Consider the following 17,898-nt stretch of genomic DNA (forward strand, 5'->3'; position numbering starts at 1 on the left):
AGATGCAGGAGCAAGACACCGAATGGCCGAGAACGAGCTGAACGACATAGGCGAGGATACATCCCTGCTGCTGGTGGATGACGACGAGCCGTTCCTGCGCCGCCTTGCGCGGGCGATGGAGAAGCGCGGCTTCACCCCCACCGCCGTCGAAACCGTGGCCGAGGGGAAATCCGTCGCCGCGACGCGCCCGCCCGCCTTCGCGGTGATCGACCTGCGGCTCGAGGACGGCAACGGCCTGGACGTGGTGGAGGTGCTGCGCGAAAGCCGCCCCGACGCGCGGATCGTGGTGCTGACCGGCTACGGCGCGATCGCCACGGCGGTGGCCGCGGTCAAGATCGGCGCGACGGACTACATGTCCAAGCCCGCCGACGCCAACGACATCACCAACGCCCTGCTCTCGCGCACCGACGACAAGCCCCCGCCGCCGGAAAACCCGATGAGCGCGGACCGCGTGCGCTGGGAACATATCCAGCGCGTGTTCGAACTGTGCGACCGCAACGTCAGCGAAACCGCGCGGCGGTTGAACATGCACCGCCGCACCCTGCAGCGCATCCTGGCGAAACGCTCCCCCCGGTAAGGTAAGGGCATCGGTGCATAACTGCTCCGACCTGACGCCCGAACGGCTCCCGCCCCCTGCTGCGCAGGCGTTGGGCCAGGCCCGCCGATCCCCGAAGCGCCCTTGGTCAACGAAGGACCCGGCGGGCCGGTCAGACGCAGCACCGCGCCCGGACCGGCCCGCGCGCCAAGCGCCAGCCAAGCGCGAAACGCCCGGCGCGGGCGTCAGCCACGCAGCGTCCGCTCCAGGCATGCCAGCCAGTTCTGCGTGCCGATCTTTTCCAGCAGCGGCGCGTCATACCCATGCCGGGCAAGCGCATCGAACAGCCCCTGTACCCCGGTCACATCGCCGATGACGTCCGGCACGATACACCCGTCGAAGTCCGAGCCGAGCGCGACGTGATCCTCGCCCAGCGTCTCGATCAAATGATCCATGTGGCGCAACAGCGGGTCCCAGCCGATACCCGACGCGCCGCGCCCCTCAGCGTCCAGGTAGAAGGTGGCGTAGTTCAGTCCCACCAGCCCGCCGCTGTCCCGGATCCGGCCAAGCTGCCGGTCGGTCAGGTTCCGGGGCGAGGCGCTCAGCGCATGGGCGTTGGAATGGGTCGCCACCAGCGGCGCGTCTGAAAGCGCGGCGACATCGTCGAAACCCGCCTCGTTCATGTGGCTCAGGTCCACCAAGATGCCCAGCTCGTTGCACAGGCGCACCAGGTCCTTGCCCTTCGCGGTCAGGCCGGGCCCGGTGTCCGGTGTGCCCGGGAAGGCCATCGGTACGCCGTGGCCGAAGATCGTCTCGCGGCTCCACACCGGCCCGAGCGAGCGCAGCCCCATCTGGTGAAACAGGTAAAGCGCGTCGAGGTCCGGGCCGATCGCCTCTGCACCTTCCATGTGCAGCACGCCCGCGATCCGGCCCCGGCCGAACGCGGCGCGGATCTCCGTGGCGGTGCGGCAGACCGCGAAATCCTCGGGCGCAGCGCGGGCCATCCAGTGGAACAGCCCCGCCATACGCAGCGCGACGGGTTGCGCCACATCGTGGGTCATCAGCGGCGGCATCGGGATGTCGTAGGGCGGGTTGGCCATCAGCTTGGCGAAATCCGGCGCAGGCCCGGAGGAGACCGGCGGTACGAAGATCGCGAACAGCCCGCCGACCATGCCGCCCCGCTTCATCCGCGCCAGGTCGAGGTGCCCTTTGCCCGTATCCCCCAGCCAGACCTCCTGCCTCGGGTCCGGCGACATCATCAGGCGCAGAAGGAAATCGTTGTGACCGTCGAAGAATGGCGTCATGGACCCTCGCTTTCGCGGCCAGCCTAGACGTAGGGGCGGGGGTCGGCAACGGGCGGAGTTCCGGGCGTCATGGCAGGGGTCATTCGTGGGATAAGGCGCCGGCGCTGGACGCACGTCCAGCAGCGACCAAAGCGCCAGCCGTCCTGCCCGGCAAGGCCCCGAAACCGTAGGGTGGGCTCCTCCGAGCCCACCTTTGCGCGACAAGGACCGGGGTTCGCGAGGGACGGGGCCGGCTCGGAGGCGCTGACGCGCCTTGTTCCGGGCCAGGCGATACGCAAAACCGTAGGGTGCGCATTTACTGCGCACCAACCGACCCCAGTTCCCCTGCGCGCGGGACGCTACTCCTCGTCCAGCCGCCGTTTCTGGCGGCCGCGCTTCTGCCCGGACTTGTAGACCTTCTGCAAGGTCCGCTCGCGCTTGCGCCGCTCGGCGGTGGTGACGGTGTTGCGCGCGTCCTCCTCGGTCAGCTTCAGCCAGCGGCGGAAGCGGCTCTCCTCGATCTCGCCCGCGTCGACGGCGGCGCGGACGGCACAGCCCGGCTCGGTCTCATGGGCGCAATCGTTGAACCGGCACTGTTCGGCCAGGTCCGAGAGGTCGGCGAAAACCTCTCCGATGCCCTCGGCCACGTCGGTCAGCTGGATTTCCCGCATCCCCGGCGTGTCCAGCAGCCAGCCGCCCGAGGGTAGCCGGTGTAGCGCGCGGGCCGTCGTCGTGTGGCGACCCTTCGCGTCCGCCTCGCGGATGGCCTGCGTCTCGACCCGCTCCTCGCCGAGAAGGCCGTTGACCAGCGTCGACTTCCCCACCCCGGAGGAGCCCATAAAGGCCACCGTCTGCCCCGGGCCGCACCAGGGGCGCAGCCGCTCCACGTCCTCCGCGTCCTTGGCGTTCAGCACCTCGACCATGATGTCGGGCATCAGGCGGTTCGCGTCGCGCAGGAAGGGCGCGGGATCGTCGGCCAGGTCCACCTTGGTCAGCACGATGACCGGGATCGCCCCCGCCTCCAGCGCCAGGGCCAGGTAGCGCTCCAGCCGCGCGACGTTGAAATCGGCGTTGCAGGAGGTGACGATGAACAGCGTATCGATGTTCGCGGCGATCAGCTGCACCCGCGCCTCGGGCCCGGCGGCGCGGCGCTTGATCGCCCCGCGCCGGTCCATCAGGCGGTTGAGGCTGCCGTCGGGGTTCAGCAGCACCCAGTCCCCGGTGGCGGGCGCGGTTTCATCCTCGCCGAAGGGTGGGATCGTCTGCTCGCCCGCGGGGGTCAGAAGCGTCACGGCGGCGCGGTGCACGGCGGTGACGCGCGCAGGCGTCAGCGCGTCGTCGTCGGGGCCGAGCTGGCGCGCGAAGTAGGAAGTCCAGCCAAGAGTGGCAAGATCGTATGTCATTGGATTACTCACGGAAAACGGGTCGGCGCGCCATGGCACGCCGCTTGGGGATCATTCGGCACGGTGGGTTGCCCTTCGGCGCACCCTGATCATCAGGACATGAAATCTCCGGTTTCCGATGGCCCGAAAGTAGAAAGCGCGCCACCGCACTGTCAAGCGCGCTCGGGCCGCGCCGCGCCAAATAACCGCTCTCGGCGGGGTGTCAGGCGATCACGGGCCTTGCGCCGGGACGCGTTTCCCCCTATATGGCAGATCAACAGCGGCGGTTGGGGTCCACACCCAGCCACCACCGATCACGCTAACGGGCCGCTGGCCCGTTTTTTTGTGCCCGAACCAACCGGAAATTCCGAATGTCCGAACTTATCGCCCGCGCCCAGATGGACCGCCGCCTTGCCGCGATCGTGGAACCCACGATCGCCGACATGGGTTACGAGCTGGTGCGCCTGCGCTTCATGGGCGGCAAGAAGCCGATCTTGCAGATCATGGCCGACACGCCCGACGGCGGGATCGAGGTGGACGATTGCGCGAAGATCAGCCGCGCGGTCAGCGCCGTTCTGGATGTCGAGGATCCGATCGAGGGTGTTTACAGCCTCGAAGTATCCTCGCCCGGCATCGACCGGCCCCTGACCCGGCTGAAGGACTTCGAGGCGTTCGAGGGCTACGACGTGAAGCTGCAGACTTCCGAGCTGATCTCGGGGCGCAAGAAGTTCAAGGGCGTCCTGCGCGGGGTTGAGGACAACGAGGTACTGATCGACATCGAAGAGGGCACCATCGGGTTGCCCTTCGACTGGCTGGTCGAGGCGAAGCTGGTTCTGACCGACGCCCTGATCGCCGAAAGCCTGAAGGCAAAGAAGGACAAGGGTTTCGACCCCGCAGCATTCGATGACATCGAAGAAGAGGACGCGACATGAGTGTGACATCCGCAAACCGTCTGGAGCTGCTCCAGATCGCCGACGCCGTGGCGCGGGAAAAGATGATCGACCCGAGCCTCGTGATCGAGGCGATGGAAGAGAGCATGGCCAAGGGCGCCAAGTCCCGCTACGGCGCGGAATACGACATCCGCGCGAAGATCGACCCCAAGACGGGCGACCTGACCCTGTGGCGTGAGCGCGTGGTCGTGGACGAGGTCGAGAACGCCTTCACCGAGCTGCTGCCCGAAGACGCCAAGGAATTCCTGGACGATCCCAAGGTCGGCGACGTCATCAAGGACGAGCTGCCGCCGCTGGAAATGGGCCGGATCGCCGCCCAGTCCGCCAAGCAGGTCATCATGCAGAAGGTGCGTGAGGCCGAGCGTGAGCGCCAGTACGAGGAATTCAAGGACCGCGTCGGTCAGATCATCAACGGCCTGGTCAAGCGCGTGGAATACGGCAACGTCATCGTGGACGTGGGCCGGGGCGAAGCCATCGTGCGCCGCGACCAGCTGATCAACCGCGAAAGCTACCGTCCGGGCGACCGGATCCGCGCCTATATCCGCGACGTGCGCCACGAAGTGCGCGGCCCGCAGATCTTCCTCAGCCGCACCGCGCCGGAATTCATGGCCGAGCTGTTCAAGATGGAAGTCCCCGAGATCTACGATGGCATCATCGAGATCAAGGCCGTGGCCCGCGACCCCGGTTCGCGCGCCAAGATCGGCGTGATTTCCTACGACAGCTCGATCGACCCGGTCGGGGCCTGCGTGGGTATGCGCGGCTCTCGCGTGCAGGCCGTCGTGAACGAGCTTCAGGGCGAAAAGATCGACATCATTCCCTGGAACGAGGATGCGCCGACCTTCCTGGTCAACGCGCTTCAACCGGCCGAGGTGTCCAAGGTCGTCTTCGACGAGGACGCCGAGCGGATCGAGGTCGTCGTGCCCGACGACCAGCTGTCCCTGGCCATCGGGCGGCGCGGCCAGAACGTGCGCCTGGCCAGCCAGCTGACCGGCTTCGACATCGACATCATGACCGACGCCGAGGAATCCGAGCGTCGCCAGAAGGAATTCGCCGAACGCTCCGCCCTGTTCATGGACACCATGAACGTGGACGAGATGGTGGCCCAGCTGCTGGTCTCCGAAGGGTTCGAGACGCTGGAAGAAGTTGCCTTCGTCGATATGGACGAACTTCTGACCATCGAGGGCTTTGACGAAAACACCGCAGAGGAACTTCAGGCCCGCGCCCGCGAAAGCCTGGAGGAAATCAACCAGCAGGCCATCGAGAACGCGAAAAAGCTCGGTGTGCAGCAGGACCTGTTTGACTATGAGGGCCTGACACCCCAGATGATTGAGGCGCTGGCGCACGACGGGATCCTGAACCTCGAGGAATTCGCCCGTTGCGCGGATTGGGAACTGGCAGGCGGTTACACCACCATCGACGGCAAGCGCGTCAAGGATGACGGACTGCTCGAAAAGTTCGACATGAGCCTTGAAGAAGCGCAAGAGCTGATCATGGGCGCCCGCCTGCAACTGGGCTGGGTATCCGAGGAAGAAGTCGCCGCGCAGAACGCCGATGAGGAAGATGGCGACGCCGCCGAAGGCGACGATACAGAGGAGACTTCGGCAGAGGCCTGAGGCCTTTGCCGAAGTTGGGCACCCAGTGACGCGCGGGGGCCGGAAATCAGAGACGGACGTACCGGAACGGCGGTGTATCGCCACCGGTGCGACCGGCCCGAAGGCGGGGCTGGTGCGTTTCGTGGTCGGACCTGACGATCACGTGGTGCCTGACCTGGCGGAAAAGCTGCCCGGGCGTGGTATATGGGTTGCGGCTGACTGCGCGGCGCTGGAAAAGGCAGTCTCGAAGGGGCTGTTCTCGCGCGGCGCGAAGCGCAAGGTGAAGGCGGACGCCGGTCTGCCGCAGATGGTATCCGACCTTCTGGCGCAGCGTGTGGTCGAATTGTTGTCCCTCGCGCGCAAGGCAGGTCAGGCGCGCGCCGGACTGGAAAAGGTAAAGGCCCTGCTGGTCGCCGAAGAAGCCGCCTGTCTGTTGCAGGCCGCCGACGGCTCGGCACGGGAGAAGACGCAATTACGGCCCCCAAAAGGCGAAAACACCTATTTTTCAGACCTCACGGCTGCGGAATTGGGTTTGGCTTTCGGACGGGATCGTGTGATACATGCCGCGCTGATTTCGGGTGGACTCGCAGACCGTGTAAGGTATGAGTCGACGCGACTGGCGGGGATTAGACGAAATCAGGACTGACAAACGGTCGGTCGGGACGGTCCGGGGATGGCCTCGGGTAGAAAGGTATTTGGAACGCATGAGCGATACGAAGGACACTCCTGAGAAAGGTAAAACCCTCGGTCTGCGCGGTGGCGGGACCGAGACGAGCCACGTGCGCCAAAGTTTCTCGCATGGCCGGACGAAGTCCGTCACGGTTGAGCGCAAGCGCAAGCGCGTCGTTGTCCCCAAGTCGGGGGCGGGCGGCGCTGGCGGCACCGGTGGTGCCGTGGGACGCAACCTGTCGGACACCGAACGTGAGCGCCGGCTGCGGGCCGTTCAGGCCGCCCGCGCCCAGGAAGCTGACCGCGCCGAACAGATGAAGGCCGAGGAAAAGGCCCGCGAGGAGGAGATGATCCGCCTTCGCGCCGAAAAGGAACAAGCCGAGCGCGAAGAGCGCGAGCGCGAGATCGCCCGCCAGCGCAAGCAGGACGAGGAGCGCGAGAAGGAAGCGGCCGCCAAAGCCGCCGCCACCGCGCCCAAGGCTAAAGCCGCCAAGGTCGAGGAAGCCGTCGATCCCGCTGCCGCACAGGCGGCCGCGTCGCGCGTGGAAGCGGGCAAGGGCCCGGCCAAGTCCACCAAGACCGACAAGCCCCAGGATGACCGCAACAAGCAGCCCAAGGGCGGTAAGGCCGGCGACGACCGCCGCCGTTCTGGCAAGCTGACCATCACCCAGGCAACGGGTGAGGGCGGACGCCAGCGTTCCATGGCCGCCATGAAGCGCCGCCAGGAGCGTGAGAAGCGCAAGATGCAGGGCTCCAACGAGCCGCGCGAGAAGATCATCCGCGAGGTCAAGATCCCCGAGGCGATCATGGTCTCCGAGCTTGCCAACCGCATGGCCGAACGCGTGGCCGCGGTGGTCAAGGCGCTGATGCAGAGCGGCATCATGGTCACGCAGAACCAGTCGATCGATGCGGATACCGCCGAACTGATCGTCGAGGAATTCGGCCACAAGTCGGTCCGCGTGTCGGATGCCGACGTGGAGCAGGCGCTTCAAACTCCCGATGACGCCCCCGAGGACCTTCAGCCCCGCGCCCCCGTGATCACCATCATGGGCCACGTGGACCACGGCAAGACCTCGCTTCTGGATGCGATCCGCAAGACCAACGTCGTCTCTGGCGAGGCGGGCGGGATCACCCAGCACATCGGCGCCTACCAGATCACCACAGACGGCGGCGCGAAGCTGACCTTCCTCGACACGCCGGGCCACGCGGCCTTCACCTCCATGCGGGCCCGTGGCGCGCAGGTGACGGACATCGTGATCCTGGTGGTTGCCGCGGATGACAGCGTCATGCCCCAGACGATCGAGGCGATCCACCACGCCAAGGCGGCCGAAGTGCCGATCATCGTGGCGATCAACAAGATCGACAAGCCGGGCGCAGACCCCAACAAGGTCCGCACCGAGCTGTTGCAGCATGAGATCGTGGTCGAGAAGATGTCGGGTGACGTGCTGGACGTGGAAGTCTCGGCGCTCTCGGGCACCGGCATCGACACGCTGCTGGAAAACATCGCGCTGCAATCCGAACTTCTGGAACTGAAAGCCAACCCCGACCGCCCCGCCGAAGGCGCGGTGATCGAGGCGCAGCTCGACGTAGGCCGCGGCCCCGTCGCGACGGTTCTGGTTCAGAACGGCACCCTGAAGCGCGGCGACATCTTCGTCGTCGGCGAACAGTGGGGCAAGGTCCGCGCGCTGATCAACGACCAGGGCGAACGCGTCGAGGAAGCCGGCCCCTCCGTTCCGGTCGAGGTTCTTGGCCTCAACGGTACGCCGGAAGCCGGTGACGTGCTGAACGTCGTCCAGGAAGAGGCGAAGGCCCGCGAAATCGCCAGCTACCGCGCCCAGGCCGCCAAGGACAAGCGCGCCGCAGCCGGTGCCGCGACCACGCTCGACCAGCTGCTGGCGCAGAAGAAGGCCAGCGAAAGCACCACCGAACTGCCGATCGTCGTCAAGGCGGACGTGCAGGGGTCGGCCGAAGCAATCGTCCAGGCGATGGAAAAGGTCGGCAACGAGGAGGTGCGCGTGCGCGTGCTCCACTCCGGCGTTGGCGCGATCACCGAAAGCGACGTGACCCTGGCCGAAGCCTCGGGCGCGCCGATCATCGGCTTCAACGTCCGGGCCAATGCGCCCGCACGCGAAAGCGCGAACCAGAAAAGCGTCGAGATCCGCTACTACTCGATCATCTACGATCTTGTGGATGACATCAGGGCCGCCGCTTCGGGCCTGCTGTCCGCAGAGATCAAGGAGACCTTCATCGGGTACGCCTCGATCAAGGAGGTCTTCAAGGTCTCCGGCGTGGGCAAGGTCGCGGGTTGCGTGGTCACCGAAGGTGTGGCCCGCCGCTCCGCCGGTGTGCGCCTGCTGCGTGACAACGTGGTGATCCACGAGGGCAAGCTGAAGACGCTGAAGCGCTTCAAGGACGAAGTCGCCCAGGTCCAGGGCGGCCAGGAATGTGGGATGGCCTTCGAGAACTACGAAGACATCCGCGAAGGCGACGTGATCGAGATCTTCGAGACCGAGGAAATCGAGCGCACGCTTTAAGGTTCAGGGGCCGGCGACACTTCGCCGGCCCTTTTCTTTTCGGCCCCTGGAAACAGACACCCAACCGGATTCAAGCCGGAGGCCCCGGGCGAGCGCCTGCCCGTCCCCACGGGCTGTCGCCGGGCGGGGCCCGGATGTCTCAGACATTTTGCCGACATAAAATGCGCAGACCGGGCGCTTGCTGCGCCATTCCACGAGCGGGAGCGCACCCGGCTTGGGTTGCGGCCCCTGTCAGCCTTTGACGGCGCTTATGCGCCCGGCAGACCGTCCAGCTTCGGGATACTGTCCAACCCCTCGTCCCAATCCGCGCGGGACGCCCAGCAGATGCGGGCCTCTGCTCGAGCCGCGACAGGCGTGTCCAGGCTGCCCGCGGGGACGACCAGCACCTTGCCGCCCATCTGGACCCCCGGCAGCGCCGCGCCGCAGGTGGCGCAGAAGCTTCGCGCGTGGGCGGTGCCGGGAAGCTGGAACGAACGCACCTCGGCCTCACCGCTTATCCAGGTGAGCTGGCCGCCGGGCGCGAACAGGTTCGCCGCATGCGCGGAGCCGGTTCCCTTGCGGCACCTGCCGCAGTGACAAAGGAAGAAGTGCTTGAAATCCCCTGTAATTTCAAAAACGATCGCGCCGCACAGGCAGGATCCCTTGCTTGGTGATGTCATCAATAATCTCCGTTTTTATGCACCGATACGTACCCCTGATCGTGGCGCCCTCGCAACCGGGTTTGCCACGCTTGCGCCGAACCATTTTCCGCTGACCACGCGCGCGAAGCCCGTGTAGCATGGCCGCACGGGAACGAGGGAGCACGACATGACGCAAACCGGTGACAGGGGGCAGCCCCGCCCATGAAGACCGCCCTCGTCCTGCGCATTCACCCTGAGCCGTCGTCGTTCACCGGGGCCTGGGCCGACGCCAGCGCCGCCGCGCTTGAGGCGGCCGGTTACGAGGTCCTGCACAGCGATCCGCATCTCGGCAGCTTCGACCCCGCGTTGCGGCGCGAGCAATACCCCGACCACCAGGGCCCGTTCGATCCGCTGAAAGTCACCGAAAGCGCCCCCATGCCCCCCGAGGTGGCGACCGAGGTGGACCAGCTTCTGGCCGCGGACCTGCTGGTCATCCATTTCCCGATGTGGTGGTTCGGCCCCCCGGCCATGCTAAAGGGCTGGCTGGACCGCGTCCTGGTCCACGGGCTTGTGCATGACGTAGACCGGCGCTTCGACACCGGCGTCTGCCGGGGCAAGAAGGTGCTGTTCTGCGTCTCCACCGGCTCTCGCGAGAGTGAAAGCGGGCCGGACGGGAAGGAGGGCAACTTCCGCCTTCTGCTCTGGCCGCTGGCCTATGCGTTCCGCTATTGCGGCTTCGACGTGCTGGAGCCGCTCAGCGTGCATGGCGTCCACGGCTATCACCGGGGCGCGCGGCTAACCGCCCTGCACGACCGCCTGCGCGACGTTCTGGCCACGCAGGCGGAGGTGATCGCCAACCTCGGCGCGCGGCCGGCCTGGGCGTTCAACGCCGACACCGATTTCGACGAAACGGGCCGCCTGAAGCCGGGCGCGCCCAGCCACTCGCCCTTCATCCGGCGTGGCTGAGGGCGCGCTGCCACGGGTGAGGGCCGGGCTTACCCATCAGCGAAATTCCGCGCTCCACTGGCGATCCGGGGGCGGAACCCATATATCGCTTGCGAACCGAAAGGAGCCGATATGAGCGACGACAGATTTCCCGGCTGGCATGGAACGACCATCGTGGCGGTGCGCAAGGGCGGCAAGGTGACCGTGGCCGGCGACGGCCAGGTCAGCCTTGGGCAGACCGTCATCAAGGGCTCGGCCCGGAAGGTGCGCCGCATCAGCCCCGGCGGGCGCGACGTGGTCTGCGGCTTCGCCGGCTCCACCGCCGACGCCTTTACCCTGCTGGAACGGCTGGAAAAGAAGCTGGAGGCGACGCCCGGCCAGTTGCAGCGCGCCGCCGTGGACCTGGCGAAGGACTGGCGGACCGACAAGTACCTGAAGAACCTGGAAGCCATGCTGATCGTGACCGACGGCGCGGACCTTTACGTCATCACCGGCGCGGGCGATGTGCTGGAGCCGGAACACGACGTGGCCGCCATCGGCTCAGGCGGGAACTTCGCGCTGGCCGCCGCGCGGGCGCTGAGCGACAGCGACCTGGACGCCGAGGCGATCGCCCGGCGCGCCCTGACCATCGCGGCGGAGATCTGCGTCTACACGAACGGCAACATGACCGTGGAAACGATCGGCGCGGCGGCCTGACGCCAGCGGCGCAAAGGCGTGACCCGGATCAAGAAAGGCTGACTACATGACTGACCTGACCCCCCGCGAGATCGTGTCCGAACTGGACCGCTTCATCATCGGCCAGAGCGACGCCAAACGCGCCGTCGCCGTGGCCCTGCGCAACCGCTGGCGCCGCCGCCAGCTGGGCGACGATCTGCGTGACGAGGTATACCCCAAGAACATCCTGATGATCGGCCCCACCGGCGTCGGCAAGACCGAGATCAGCCGCCGGCTGGCCAAGCTGGCCCGCGCGCCGTTCCTGAAGGTGGAAGCCACCAAGTTCACCGAAGTCGGCTATGTCGGGCGGGACGTGGAACAGATCGTGCGCGATCTGGTGGACACCGCCATTGTCATGGTGCGCGAACACATGCGCGAGGACGTGAAGTCCCGCGCCCATGCCGAGGCGGAAACCCGCGTGATCGAGGCGCTCGCCGGGAAGGACGCCCGCGAGCAGACGCGCGAGATGTTCCGCAAGAAGCTTCGCGACGGCCTGCTGGACGACCACGAGATCGAGGTCGAGGTGGCGGACAACTCCAACCCGATGCCGATGATGGAAATCCCCGGCCAGCCCGGCGGTGGCGCGGGGATGATGAACCTCGGCGATATCTTCGGCAAAGCGTTCGGCGCGCGCACGGTGACACGCAAGATGCGGGTCGCCGACAGTTACGAGGTGTTGATCGCCGACGAGGCCGACAAGCTGCTGGACCAGGAAATCGTCACCAAGGAAGCCCTGAAGGCGGTGGAGGAGAACGGCATCGTCTTCCTCGACGAGATCGACAAGGTCTGCGCCCGCGCCGAGACCCGCGGCGCGGATGTCAGCCGCGAAGGCGTGCAGCGCGACCTGCTGCCCCTGATCGAGGGGACGACCGTTTCCACCAAGCACGGGCCGGTGAAGACGGATCACATCCTGTTCATCGCCTCGGGTGCGTTCCACATCGCCAAGCCCTCGGACCTGCTGCCCGAGTTGCAGGGCCGCCTGCCCATCCGGGTGGAGCTGCGCGCCCTGACCGAGGACGACTTCGTGCGCATCCTGACCGAAACCGACAACGCGCTGACGAGGCAGTACACCGCCTTGATGGGAACGGAAAACGTCGATGTCAGCTTCACTGCGGACGGGATCAAGGCGCTGGCCCGGATCGCGGCCGAGGTGAACAGCTCGATCGAGAATATCGGCGCGCGGCGGCTCTACACGATACTTGAGCGGGTGTTCGAGGATCTGAGCTTCACCGCGCCGGACCGGTCGGGCGACGCGGTGGTGGTGGATGACGCCTTCGTGGAAAAACACCTTGGCGAGTTGTCCCGCTCGACGGATCTGAGCCGCTACGTGCTCTGACCCGTGGCGATTGCCACCCGCGGACCTTTTGAACTAGGGTAGGGTGCTTCTACAGTTTACAGCCGCCGGATATGCTGGCGGCCGATCTCTTCCAAACGAAAGCCGAAAAGATGAGAAATCTGCTCCTGACCAGCGCCGTGGCGCTTCTGCTCGCCCAGCCCGCGTTCGCGCAATCCAACCCGGTTCAGGCCGCCGTGGATGCCGGGATCGCCGAGTTGAACGAGGAGGGGGCGAACATCACCTTCTCCGGCAGCGAAGTTGGCGCGGGCAATGCCGTCACCTACCGTGACGTGCGCATGGCCCCTGACGACGGTGAGGTCGTGATCGCCGTTGATTTCGTGACGCTCACCCCGAACCCGGACACTCCGGGCGAGGTGACGATCACCCTGGCCGATATCGTCAACCTGAGTGTTCAGGAAGACGACGACGAACCCCCGGTCGAGATCGAGATGCTGTCCGAAGGCCTTTTCGTCACGACGAACTGGCTGCTCGGCGCCGCTGGCAAGCCGATGGTCGAAGCCGCGGCCGACAGCCTGAAATTCACCGGCGGATCGGCGGATCACCCGGTTCTGAAGGCGCTGGACGTCAACGCCCAGGGCTTCGCGTTGAGCTTCAACTTCGACGAGAATACCCGCGACGCGGCCGCGAACATGTCGATGGACAACATCGTCGCCGATTACACCATCGCCGAGCCTGGGGGCGAGGGCGAGATCCGGACATATGCCGAGGCCGCCAGCCAGACGCTGACCTTCACCGGCACCCGCCTGCCCGAGGATGGCGACGAAGACGATTTCGAAGCCTTCCTCGCCGACGGCGGCAGCTTCGAACTGCTGGTCGAAGGTGCGGGATCGACCACGCGGATGACCTCCACCAGCCCCGATCTGCCGATTTCCATGGATGGCACCAGCGAAAGCGGCCGGATGCTGATCTCCATGGCCGACGGGCGGTTCGTCTTCGACCAGAGCTTCGGCGCGCTGAATTACGAGATCACGCCGAACCCCGCCATGCTGCCGTTCCCGCCGTTCTCGGCCAAGATCAGCGGCGGGCAACTTGAATTCCGCCTTCCCGTCGCCCCCTCGGACGAGGCGTCCGACGTCAAGATGGTGATCGCGCTGCGCGACCTGAGCGTCAGTGACAGCGTCTGGTCGATGATCGACCCGCAGGCCACGATCCCGCGGGACCCGGCGACGCTGTCGATCGACATCGCCGGCAAGGTGGACCTGGACAAGACGGTCGCCGAAATGCCGATGGCCGACAACCCGATGGAAATCGGCACGGTCGAAAGCATCGACCTGAACGAGATCCTGCTATCCGGCGGTGGCGCACGGATCGAAGCCTCGGGCGCCGTTACCGTGGACAACTCCGGCTTCATGCCGATGCCGAACGGCGCTGTCGACATCTCGGTCGACGGGCTTCAGAGCCTGACGCAGAAGCTGGTGGACCTAGGCCTTGTGCAGCAGATGCAGGTTGGCATGGTGATGGGCATGGTCATGGCCTTCAGCAAGCCCGGCGACGGGCCGGACAGCTTCACCTCGAAGATCGAGTTCACGGAAACCGGTATCCTGGCGAACGGACAGCCCATCCAGTAAAGCCGCTTTCCAGGCTGCACGGTTTGTTGTCCGAGTGACGCCCATGCATGGGCTTGCCGACTTCCTGAAAAAGAACGCCCCCTGGCTTGCCGCCGGGGGGCTTTTGACTTTCGGCTCCTCTTTCGGCCAGACCTATTTCATCTCGCTCTTCGCCGGGGAAATCCGCGCCGAGTTCGGGCTGAGTCACGGCGAATGGGGCGCGCTATACGCCATGGGAACGCTGGCGTCGGCGGCCCTGATGCTGCTGGTGGGCGGCCTGGTGGATGGGTATCGCACACGCTCACTCGCGGTGCTGAACCTGTGCCTGTTCGCGGTGATGTGCCTGTGCATGGCGCTGGTGCCGAGCACGCTGATCCTGCCACTGGTCATCTTCGGGCTGCGGTTCTGCGGCCAAGGCGTGATGAGCCATCTTGCCATCGTTTCCGTCGGGCGCTGGTTCGCGGCGGCGCGGGGGCGGGCGATTTCCATCGTGTCGATGGGTTTTTCCATCGGCGAGGCGGTGATGCCCTACACCTTCGTGCTGATCATGGGCCTGATCGGCTGGCGCATGGCCTGGGGCGTGGCCGCCGTGCTGCTGCTCGCCTACATCCCGCTGATCCTGGTGCTGCTCAGGGCCGAGCGCAGCCCGCGCGGCGTGGCCGAGGCGGACAGCTCCGCCGGGATGCAGGGCCGCTACTGGACCCGGGGGCAGGCCCTGCGCCACTGGCTGTTCTGGGTCTGCGTGCCGGGCCTGCTGGCGCAGCCGATCTTCGGCACGGCGTTCTTCTTCCAACAGGTCCACCTGGTCGAGCTGAAGGGCTGGACACTGGCCGGGTTCACGCAGCTGATGCCGATCTACACCGGGACGGCGCTGGTCTCTGTCCTGGTCGGCGGGGCGCTGGTGGACCGGTTCGGAACCGGGCGGCTGATGCCCTTCTACCTGCTGCCGATGGCGGCGGGATTCTGGATCATCTCGGAAACCACGAGCCTGGCGGTGACCGGCATCGGCATCGCGCTGATTGGGGCGATGCAGGGCATGTCCGCCGCTATTCTGGGCGCTTTCTGGCCGGAATACTACGGCACCCGCTATCTTGGCGCGATCCGCAGCGTAGCGACATCGCTGATGGTCTTCGCCACGGCGCTGGGGCCGGCGGGCACCGGGTTCCTGATCGACCGGGGCGTCAGCTATGACACGCAGCTGAAGGGCATGGCGCTGATCGTTATCGCGGCGTCGGTGATCTTCCTGTTCGCCTTCGCGCGGGCCCGGCGGCTGCTGGCCGCACCAACGCCGGCCTAGCGGCGGCGGCGCAGGTAGACGTAGTAGGCCCCGCCGCCGCCGTGGCGCTGGTGCGCCGGGGTCAGTTGCAGGACCATCGTGTTCAGGGGCGGCTGCGCCAGCCAGACCGGCACCGCGTTGCGCAGCACGCCGCGCCGCGCCGGGGCGTGAGCCGGCTCCTCACCCGCGCTGCGGCCCTTGCCGGTGATTACCAGAACCAGCCGCAGGCCACGGCCGTGGGCATCCATGATGAACCCGCGCAATTCGCCATGGGCGCGCTCGGCCGTCATGCCGTGCAGGTCGATTTTCGACTCCGGCGACAGCTTGCCGCGTTTCAGCCGGCCATAGGCGCGGGCGTCCATCTGGGGGGGAAGCTGGCGCGCGGCCTCCATCGGGTCAGGGGCGAGCGTGACGCGGACCTTGGGTTCCGGCGCAACGCGGCGGCGGGGCACGGGCCGCGTAGGGACAGCGGGCAACGTGGCCGCGCCGGGCGCGTCGTCAGCCGGGGGCTCGGACGATGCGGAACGCCGCTGCGACCCAGCATCCGGGTGCAGCGGCGAAAGGCTTTCCGCGACCTTTGACCAGAGCGCCTTGTCCTCAGGGCTTAGTTTGCGGGTCCTGCGGCGCATCCCGTCCTTGCCAAGCCTCAGCCGCCGGTGGCGACCAGAAGCCAGTTCGGGCTTTCACTGCCCATGATGCGCGAGAAGGTCCAGGTGTCCTTCTGGCGCTTGATCTCGGTCGCGTCGCCCTCGACCACCTCACCATCGGGGTTGCGAACGACGGAGGTCAGCTCACCCACGAAGCGCAGGGTGATGTCGCCCTCGTTGGTATCTTCGTCGAACTCGGCGCCGACGATCTTCAGCTCACGGATACCGATGAAATTGGCGTCGACCGTCAGCCCCTGGTCAGCCCGCGCGAACACGGCGGTGGAGAACGATTCGTAGACCTCGGGCGCCAGGAACTGCTGAAGCGTGTCCAGCTCGCCGTTCTCATAGGCCATGAGGATCATCTCGTAAGCCTGGCGCGCGCCGTGGGCGAACTCGGATACGGAAAAGCCCGGCTCTGCGCGCTTCATCTTCAACAGCGCCTCGGCAGCGGGGCTGTCGGGGTCCACGTGATCCGCGATATCCCTGTCCTTGGTGCCGCCGTCGATCACCTCGAACCCGCGATCGCGGGGGCCGGGTGTGGACATCGGCTTCGGGTCCAGCGGTTTTTCGTAGCCGTCCCGTGTGCCCAGCACATCGCGCAGCCGCAGGATGAGGAACAGGGCCACACCGGCGAGAACCAGAATTTGGATCAGTTGCGAGCCCATGAGAAATCCTTCTTTTCTATGTCAGGGGCGTGGAACTCACGCCGTTGCGCTCATATGTAGGGAGGCGAAGGGGGTCTGTCCATTCCGCGACGGCCCCCATTTACCATGGGAGGGCCCCTGGGATGTGGCTTTTTGTCCCTTTTGTGCTGGTGCCGATCATCGAAATCGCCCTGTTCATCCAGGTTGGCGGGCTGATCGGCCTGTGGCCAACGCTGGCAATCGTGGTGCTGACCGCCGTTGCCGGGACCTGGCTGATGCGCACGCAAGGCATGGCCGTGCTGGCTGAACTGCAGGGGAAACTGAACCAGGGCGGCAATCCGACCGGGCCGATCGCCCATGGCGCGATGATCCTTTTCGCGGGGGCCATGCTGCTGACGCCGGGGTTCTTCACCGACACGCTGGGCTTCTTGCTGCTGCTGCCCCCGGTGCGCGCAGCCCTCATCCGCTTCGGCGCCGCGAAGCTGGCCGGAAATATTACTATCGTCGGCGGCGCGAGCAGCATGCACACCCGCCACGGGCACAGCGATGACGTGATCGAGGCGGAATACCACGCCATAGATCCCGACGATCTGCCCCCAGATGACGCCCCGCGTGGGCAGTCCGGGTGGACGAAACCGAGGTGAGCGGGTACATCCGATCCCAAGTAAAAATCGAGAGGAAGAGTAATGGCTGAACAGAACGACGGCGCCGCAGCAGCACCGCAGCCCCAGGAACGCCCCCGGATGCAGGTGGTGGCGCAGTACATTCGCGACATGTCGTTCGAGAATGTCGCCCTCATGAAAGGCAAAAAGGTCGAAGGCACGCCCGAAGTCTCGGTCCAGGTCGCGCTGGACGCCAAGAAGCGCGCGGAGGATGTGTTCGAGGTCATCGTCAAGATGAAGGTGACGTCCAAGGCGGGCGAGGACACGGTATTTATCCTGGAACTCGACTACGCCGGGCAGTTCAAGATCGCCAACGTGCCGGAAAACCAGATGCACCCCTACCTGATGATCGAGTGCCCGCGGATGATCTTCCCCTACATCCGCCGCATCATCGGCGACGTGACCCGCGATGGCGGCTTCCCGCCGCTGAACGTGGACAACATCGATTTCCTGGCGCTGTACCAGCAGGACATCATGCGCCGTCAGGCCGCCGCCAAGGCCGCCGAGGGCAGCAACGGGAACGGCGCCGCACAGGCCTGAT

The 17,898-nt window shown here is 66.2% G+C and carries 17 protein-coding genes; 12 read left to right on the forward strand and 5 right to left on the reverse strand.

What is annotated here, in order from left to right; genetic code table 11:
* Positions 1–22 precede the first annotated feature (22 nt).
* Complete coding sequence (locus tag DJ029_RS03045) at positions 23–577, forward strand: ActR/PrrA/RegA family redox response regulator transcription factor (protein WP_112320837.1); 555 nt, start codon at positions 23–25, stop codon at positions 575–577.
* A gap of 203 nt (positions 578–780) precedes the next feature.
* Here DJ029_RS03045 and DJ029_RS03050 read toward each other — a convergent pair whose 3' ends face one another.
* Both DJ029_RS03050 and rsgA read right to left on the reverse strand, forming a co-directional pair.
* A complete protein-coding gene (locus DJ029_RS03050) occupies positions 781–1,839 on the reverse strand; it encodes a dipeptidase (RefSeq protein ID WP_112320838.1) in 1,059 nt (352 codons plus the stop codon).
* Positions 1,840–2,177: 338 nt separating this feature from the next.
* Positions 2,178–3,221 (reverse strand): ribosome small subunit-dependent GTPase A, encoded by a 1,044-nt coding sequence (gene rsgA / locus DJ029_RS03055; protein WP_112320839.1) that lies wholly within the window; start codon positions 3,219–3,221, stop codon positions 2,178–2,180.
* Positions 3,222–3,571: 350 nt separating this feature from the next.
* Here rsgA and rimP point away from each other — a divergent pair, with 350 nt between their 5' ends.
* Genes rimP through infB form a run of 4 tightly spaced genes read left to right on the forward strand, consistent with a single transcriptional unit; the run spans position 3,572 to position 8,945 of the window.
* A complete protein-coding gene (gene rimP, locus DJ029_RS03060; protein ID WP_112320840.1) occupies positions 3,572–4,132 on the forward strand; it encodes a ribosome maturation factor RimP in 561 nt (186 codons plus the stop codon).
* On the forward strand, positions 4,129–5,763 hold the full coding sequence (nusA, locus tag DJ029_RS03065) for a transcription termination factor NusA (protein ID WP_112320841.1): 1,635 nt from the start codon (positions 4,129–4,131) through the stop codon (positions 5,761–5,763). Before rimP ends, nusA begins: the two co-directional genes overlap by 4 nt.
* 25 nt (positions 5,764–5,788) lie before the next feature.
* Positions 5,789–6,388, forward strand: a complete 600-nt coding sequence (locus tag DJ029_RS03070) for an RNA-binding protein (RefSeq protein ID WP_198671058.1) — start codon at positions 5,789–5,791, stop codon at positions 6,386–6,388.
* Between the two features lie 58 nt (positions 6,389–6,446).
* Positions 6,447–8,945, forward strand: a complete 2,499-nt coding sequence (gene infB / locus DJ029_RS03075; RefSeq protein WP_112320843.1) for a translation initiation factor IF-2 — start codon at positions 6,447–6,449, stop codon at positions 8,943–8,945.
* Between the two features lie 248 nt (positions 8,946–9,193).
* On the opposite strand, the gene DJ029_RS03080 is transcribed toward infB, so the two are convergent.
* The gene (locus tag DJ029_RS03080; protein ID WP_112320844.1) at positions 9,194–9,604 is read right to left on the reverse strand and encodes a GFA family protein; all 411 of its coding nucleotides are present in this window, start codon (positions 9,602–9,604) and stop codon (positions 9,194–9,196) included.
* Positions 9,605–9,787: 183 nt separating this feature from the next.
* Here DJ029_RS03080 and DJ029_RS03085 point away from each other — a divergent pair, with 183 nt between their 5' ends.
* The 5 genes from DJ029_RS03085 to DJ029_RS03105 all read left to right on the forward strand — a co-directional run bounded on the left by DJ029_RS03085 (position 9,788) and on the right by DJ029_RS03105 (position 15,425).
* Positions 9,788–10,531 (forward strand): NAD(P)H-dependent oxidoreductase, encoded by a 744-nt coding sequence (locus tag DJ029_RS03085; RefSeq protein WP_112320845.1) that lies wholly within the window; start codon positions 9,788–9,790, stop codon positions 10,529–10,531.
* A gap of 111 nt (positions 10,532–10,642) precedes the next feature.
* On the forward strand, positions 10,643–11,206 hold the full coding sequence (hslV, locus tag DJ029_RS03090) for an ATP-dependent protease subunit HslV (RefSeq protein WP_112320846.1): 564 nt from the start codon (positions 10,643–10,645) through the stop codon (positions 11,204–11,206).
* A gap of 46 nt (positions 11,207–11,252) precedes the next feature.
* Positions 11,253–12,560 carry an ATP-dependent protease ATPase subunit HslU gene (gene hslU, locus DJ029_RS03095; protein WP_112320847.1) on the forward strand — a complete coding sequence of 436 codons (1,308 nt, stop codon included), beginning with the start codon at positions 11,253–11,255 and terminating at the stop codon, positions 12,558–12,560.
* A gap of 110 nt (positions 12,561–12,670) precedes the next feature.
* Complete coding sequence (locus DJ029_RS03100; protein ID WP_157966244.1) at positions 12,671–14,149, forward strand: DUF2125 domain-containing protein; 1,479 nt, start codon at positions 12,671–12,673, stop codon at positions 14,147–14,149.
* Positions 14,150–14,192: 43 nt separating this feature from the next.
* Positions 14,193–15,425, forward strand: coding sequence for an MFS transporter (locus DJ029_RS03105; RefSeq protein WP_112320849.1), 1,233 nt, complete (start codon positions 14,193–14,195; stop codon positions 15,423–15,425).
* Here the strand turns inward: DJ029_RS03105 and DJ029_RS03110 are convergent.
* Together DJ029_RS03110 and DJ029_RS03115 are read right to left on the reverse strand one after the other, a co-directional pair.
* Positions 15,422–16,033 (reverse strand): Smr/MutS family protein, encoded by a 612-nt coding sequence (locus tag DJ029_RS03110; RefSeq protein WP_112320850.1) that lies wholly within the window; start codon positions 16,031–16,033, stop codon positions 15,422–15,424. The two genes, DJ029_RS03105 and DJ029_RS03110, sit on opposite strands and share 4 nt — an antisense overlap.
* Before the next feature lie 17 nt (positions 16,034–16,050).
* Entirely contained in the window at positions 16,051–16,716 is a 666-nt protein-coding gene (locus DJ029_RS03115) for a Tim44/TimA family putative adaptor protein (protein ID WP_112320851.1), read from the reverse strand.
* Between the two features lie 122 nt (positions 16,717–16,838).
* Here DJ029_RS03115 and DJ029_RS03120 point away from each other — a divergent pair, with 122 nt between their 5' ends.
* Positions 16,839–17,339, forward strand: a complete 501-nt coding sequence (locus tag DJ029_RS03120; RefSeq protein WP_112320852.1) for an FxsA family protein — start codon at positions 16,839–16,841, stop codon at positions 17,337–17,339.
* A 42-nt stretch (positions 17,340–17,381) separates the two neighbouring features.
* Entirely contained in the window at positions 17,382–17,897 is a 516-nt protein-coding gene (gene secB, locus DJ029_RS03125; protein ID WP_112320853.1) for a protein-export chaperone SecB, read from the forward strand.
* The last annotated feature ends 1 nt before the right edge of the window (position 17,898 follow it).

The organism is Oceanibium sediminis (assembly GCF_003265325.1).
GTDB lineage: Bacteria > Pseudomonadota > Alphaproteobacteria > Rhodobacterales > Rhodobacteraceae > Halovulum > Halovulum sediminis.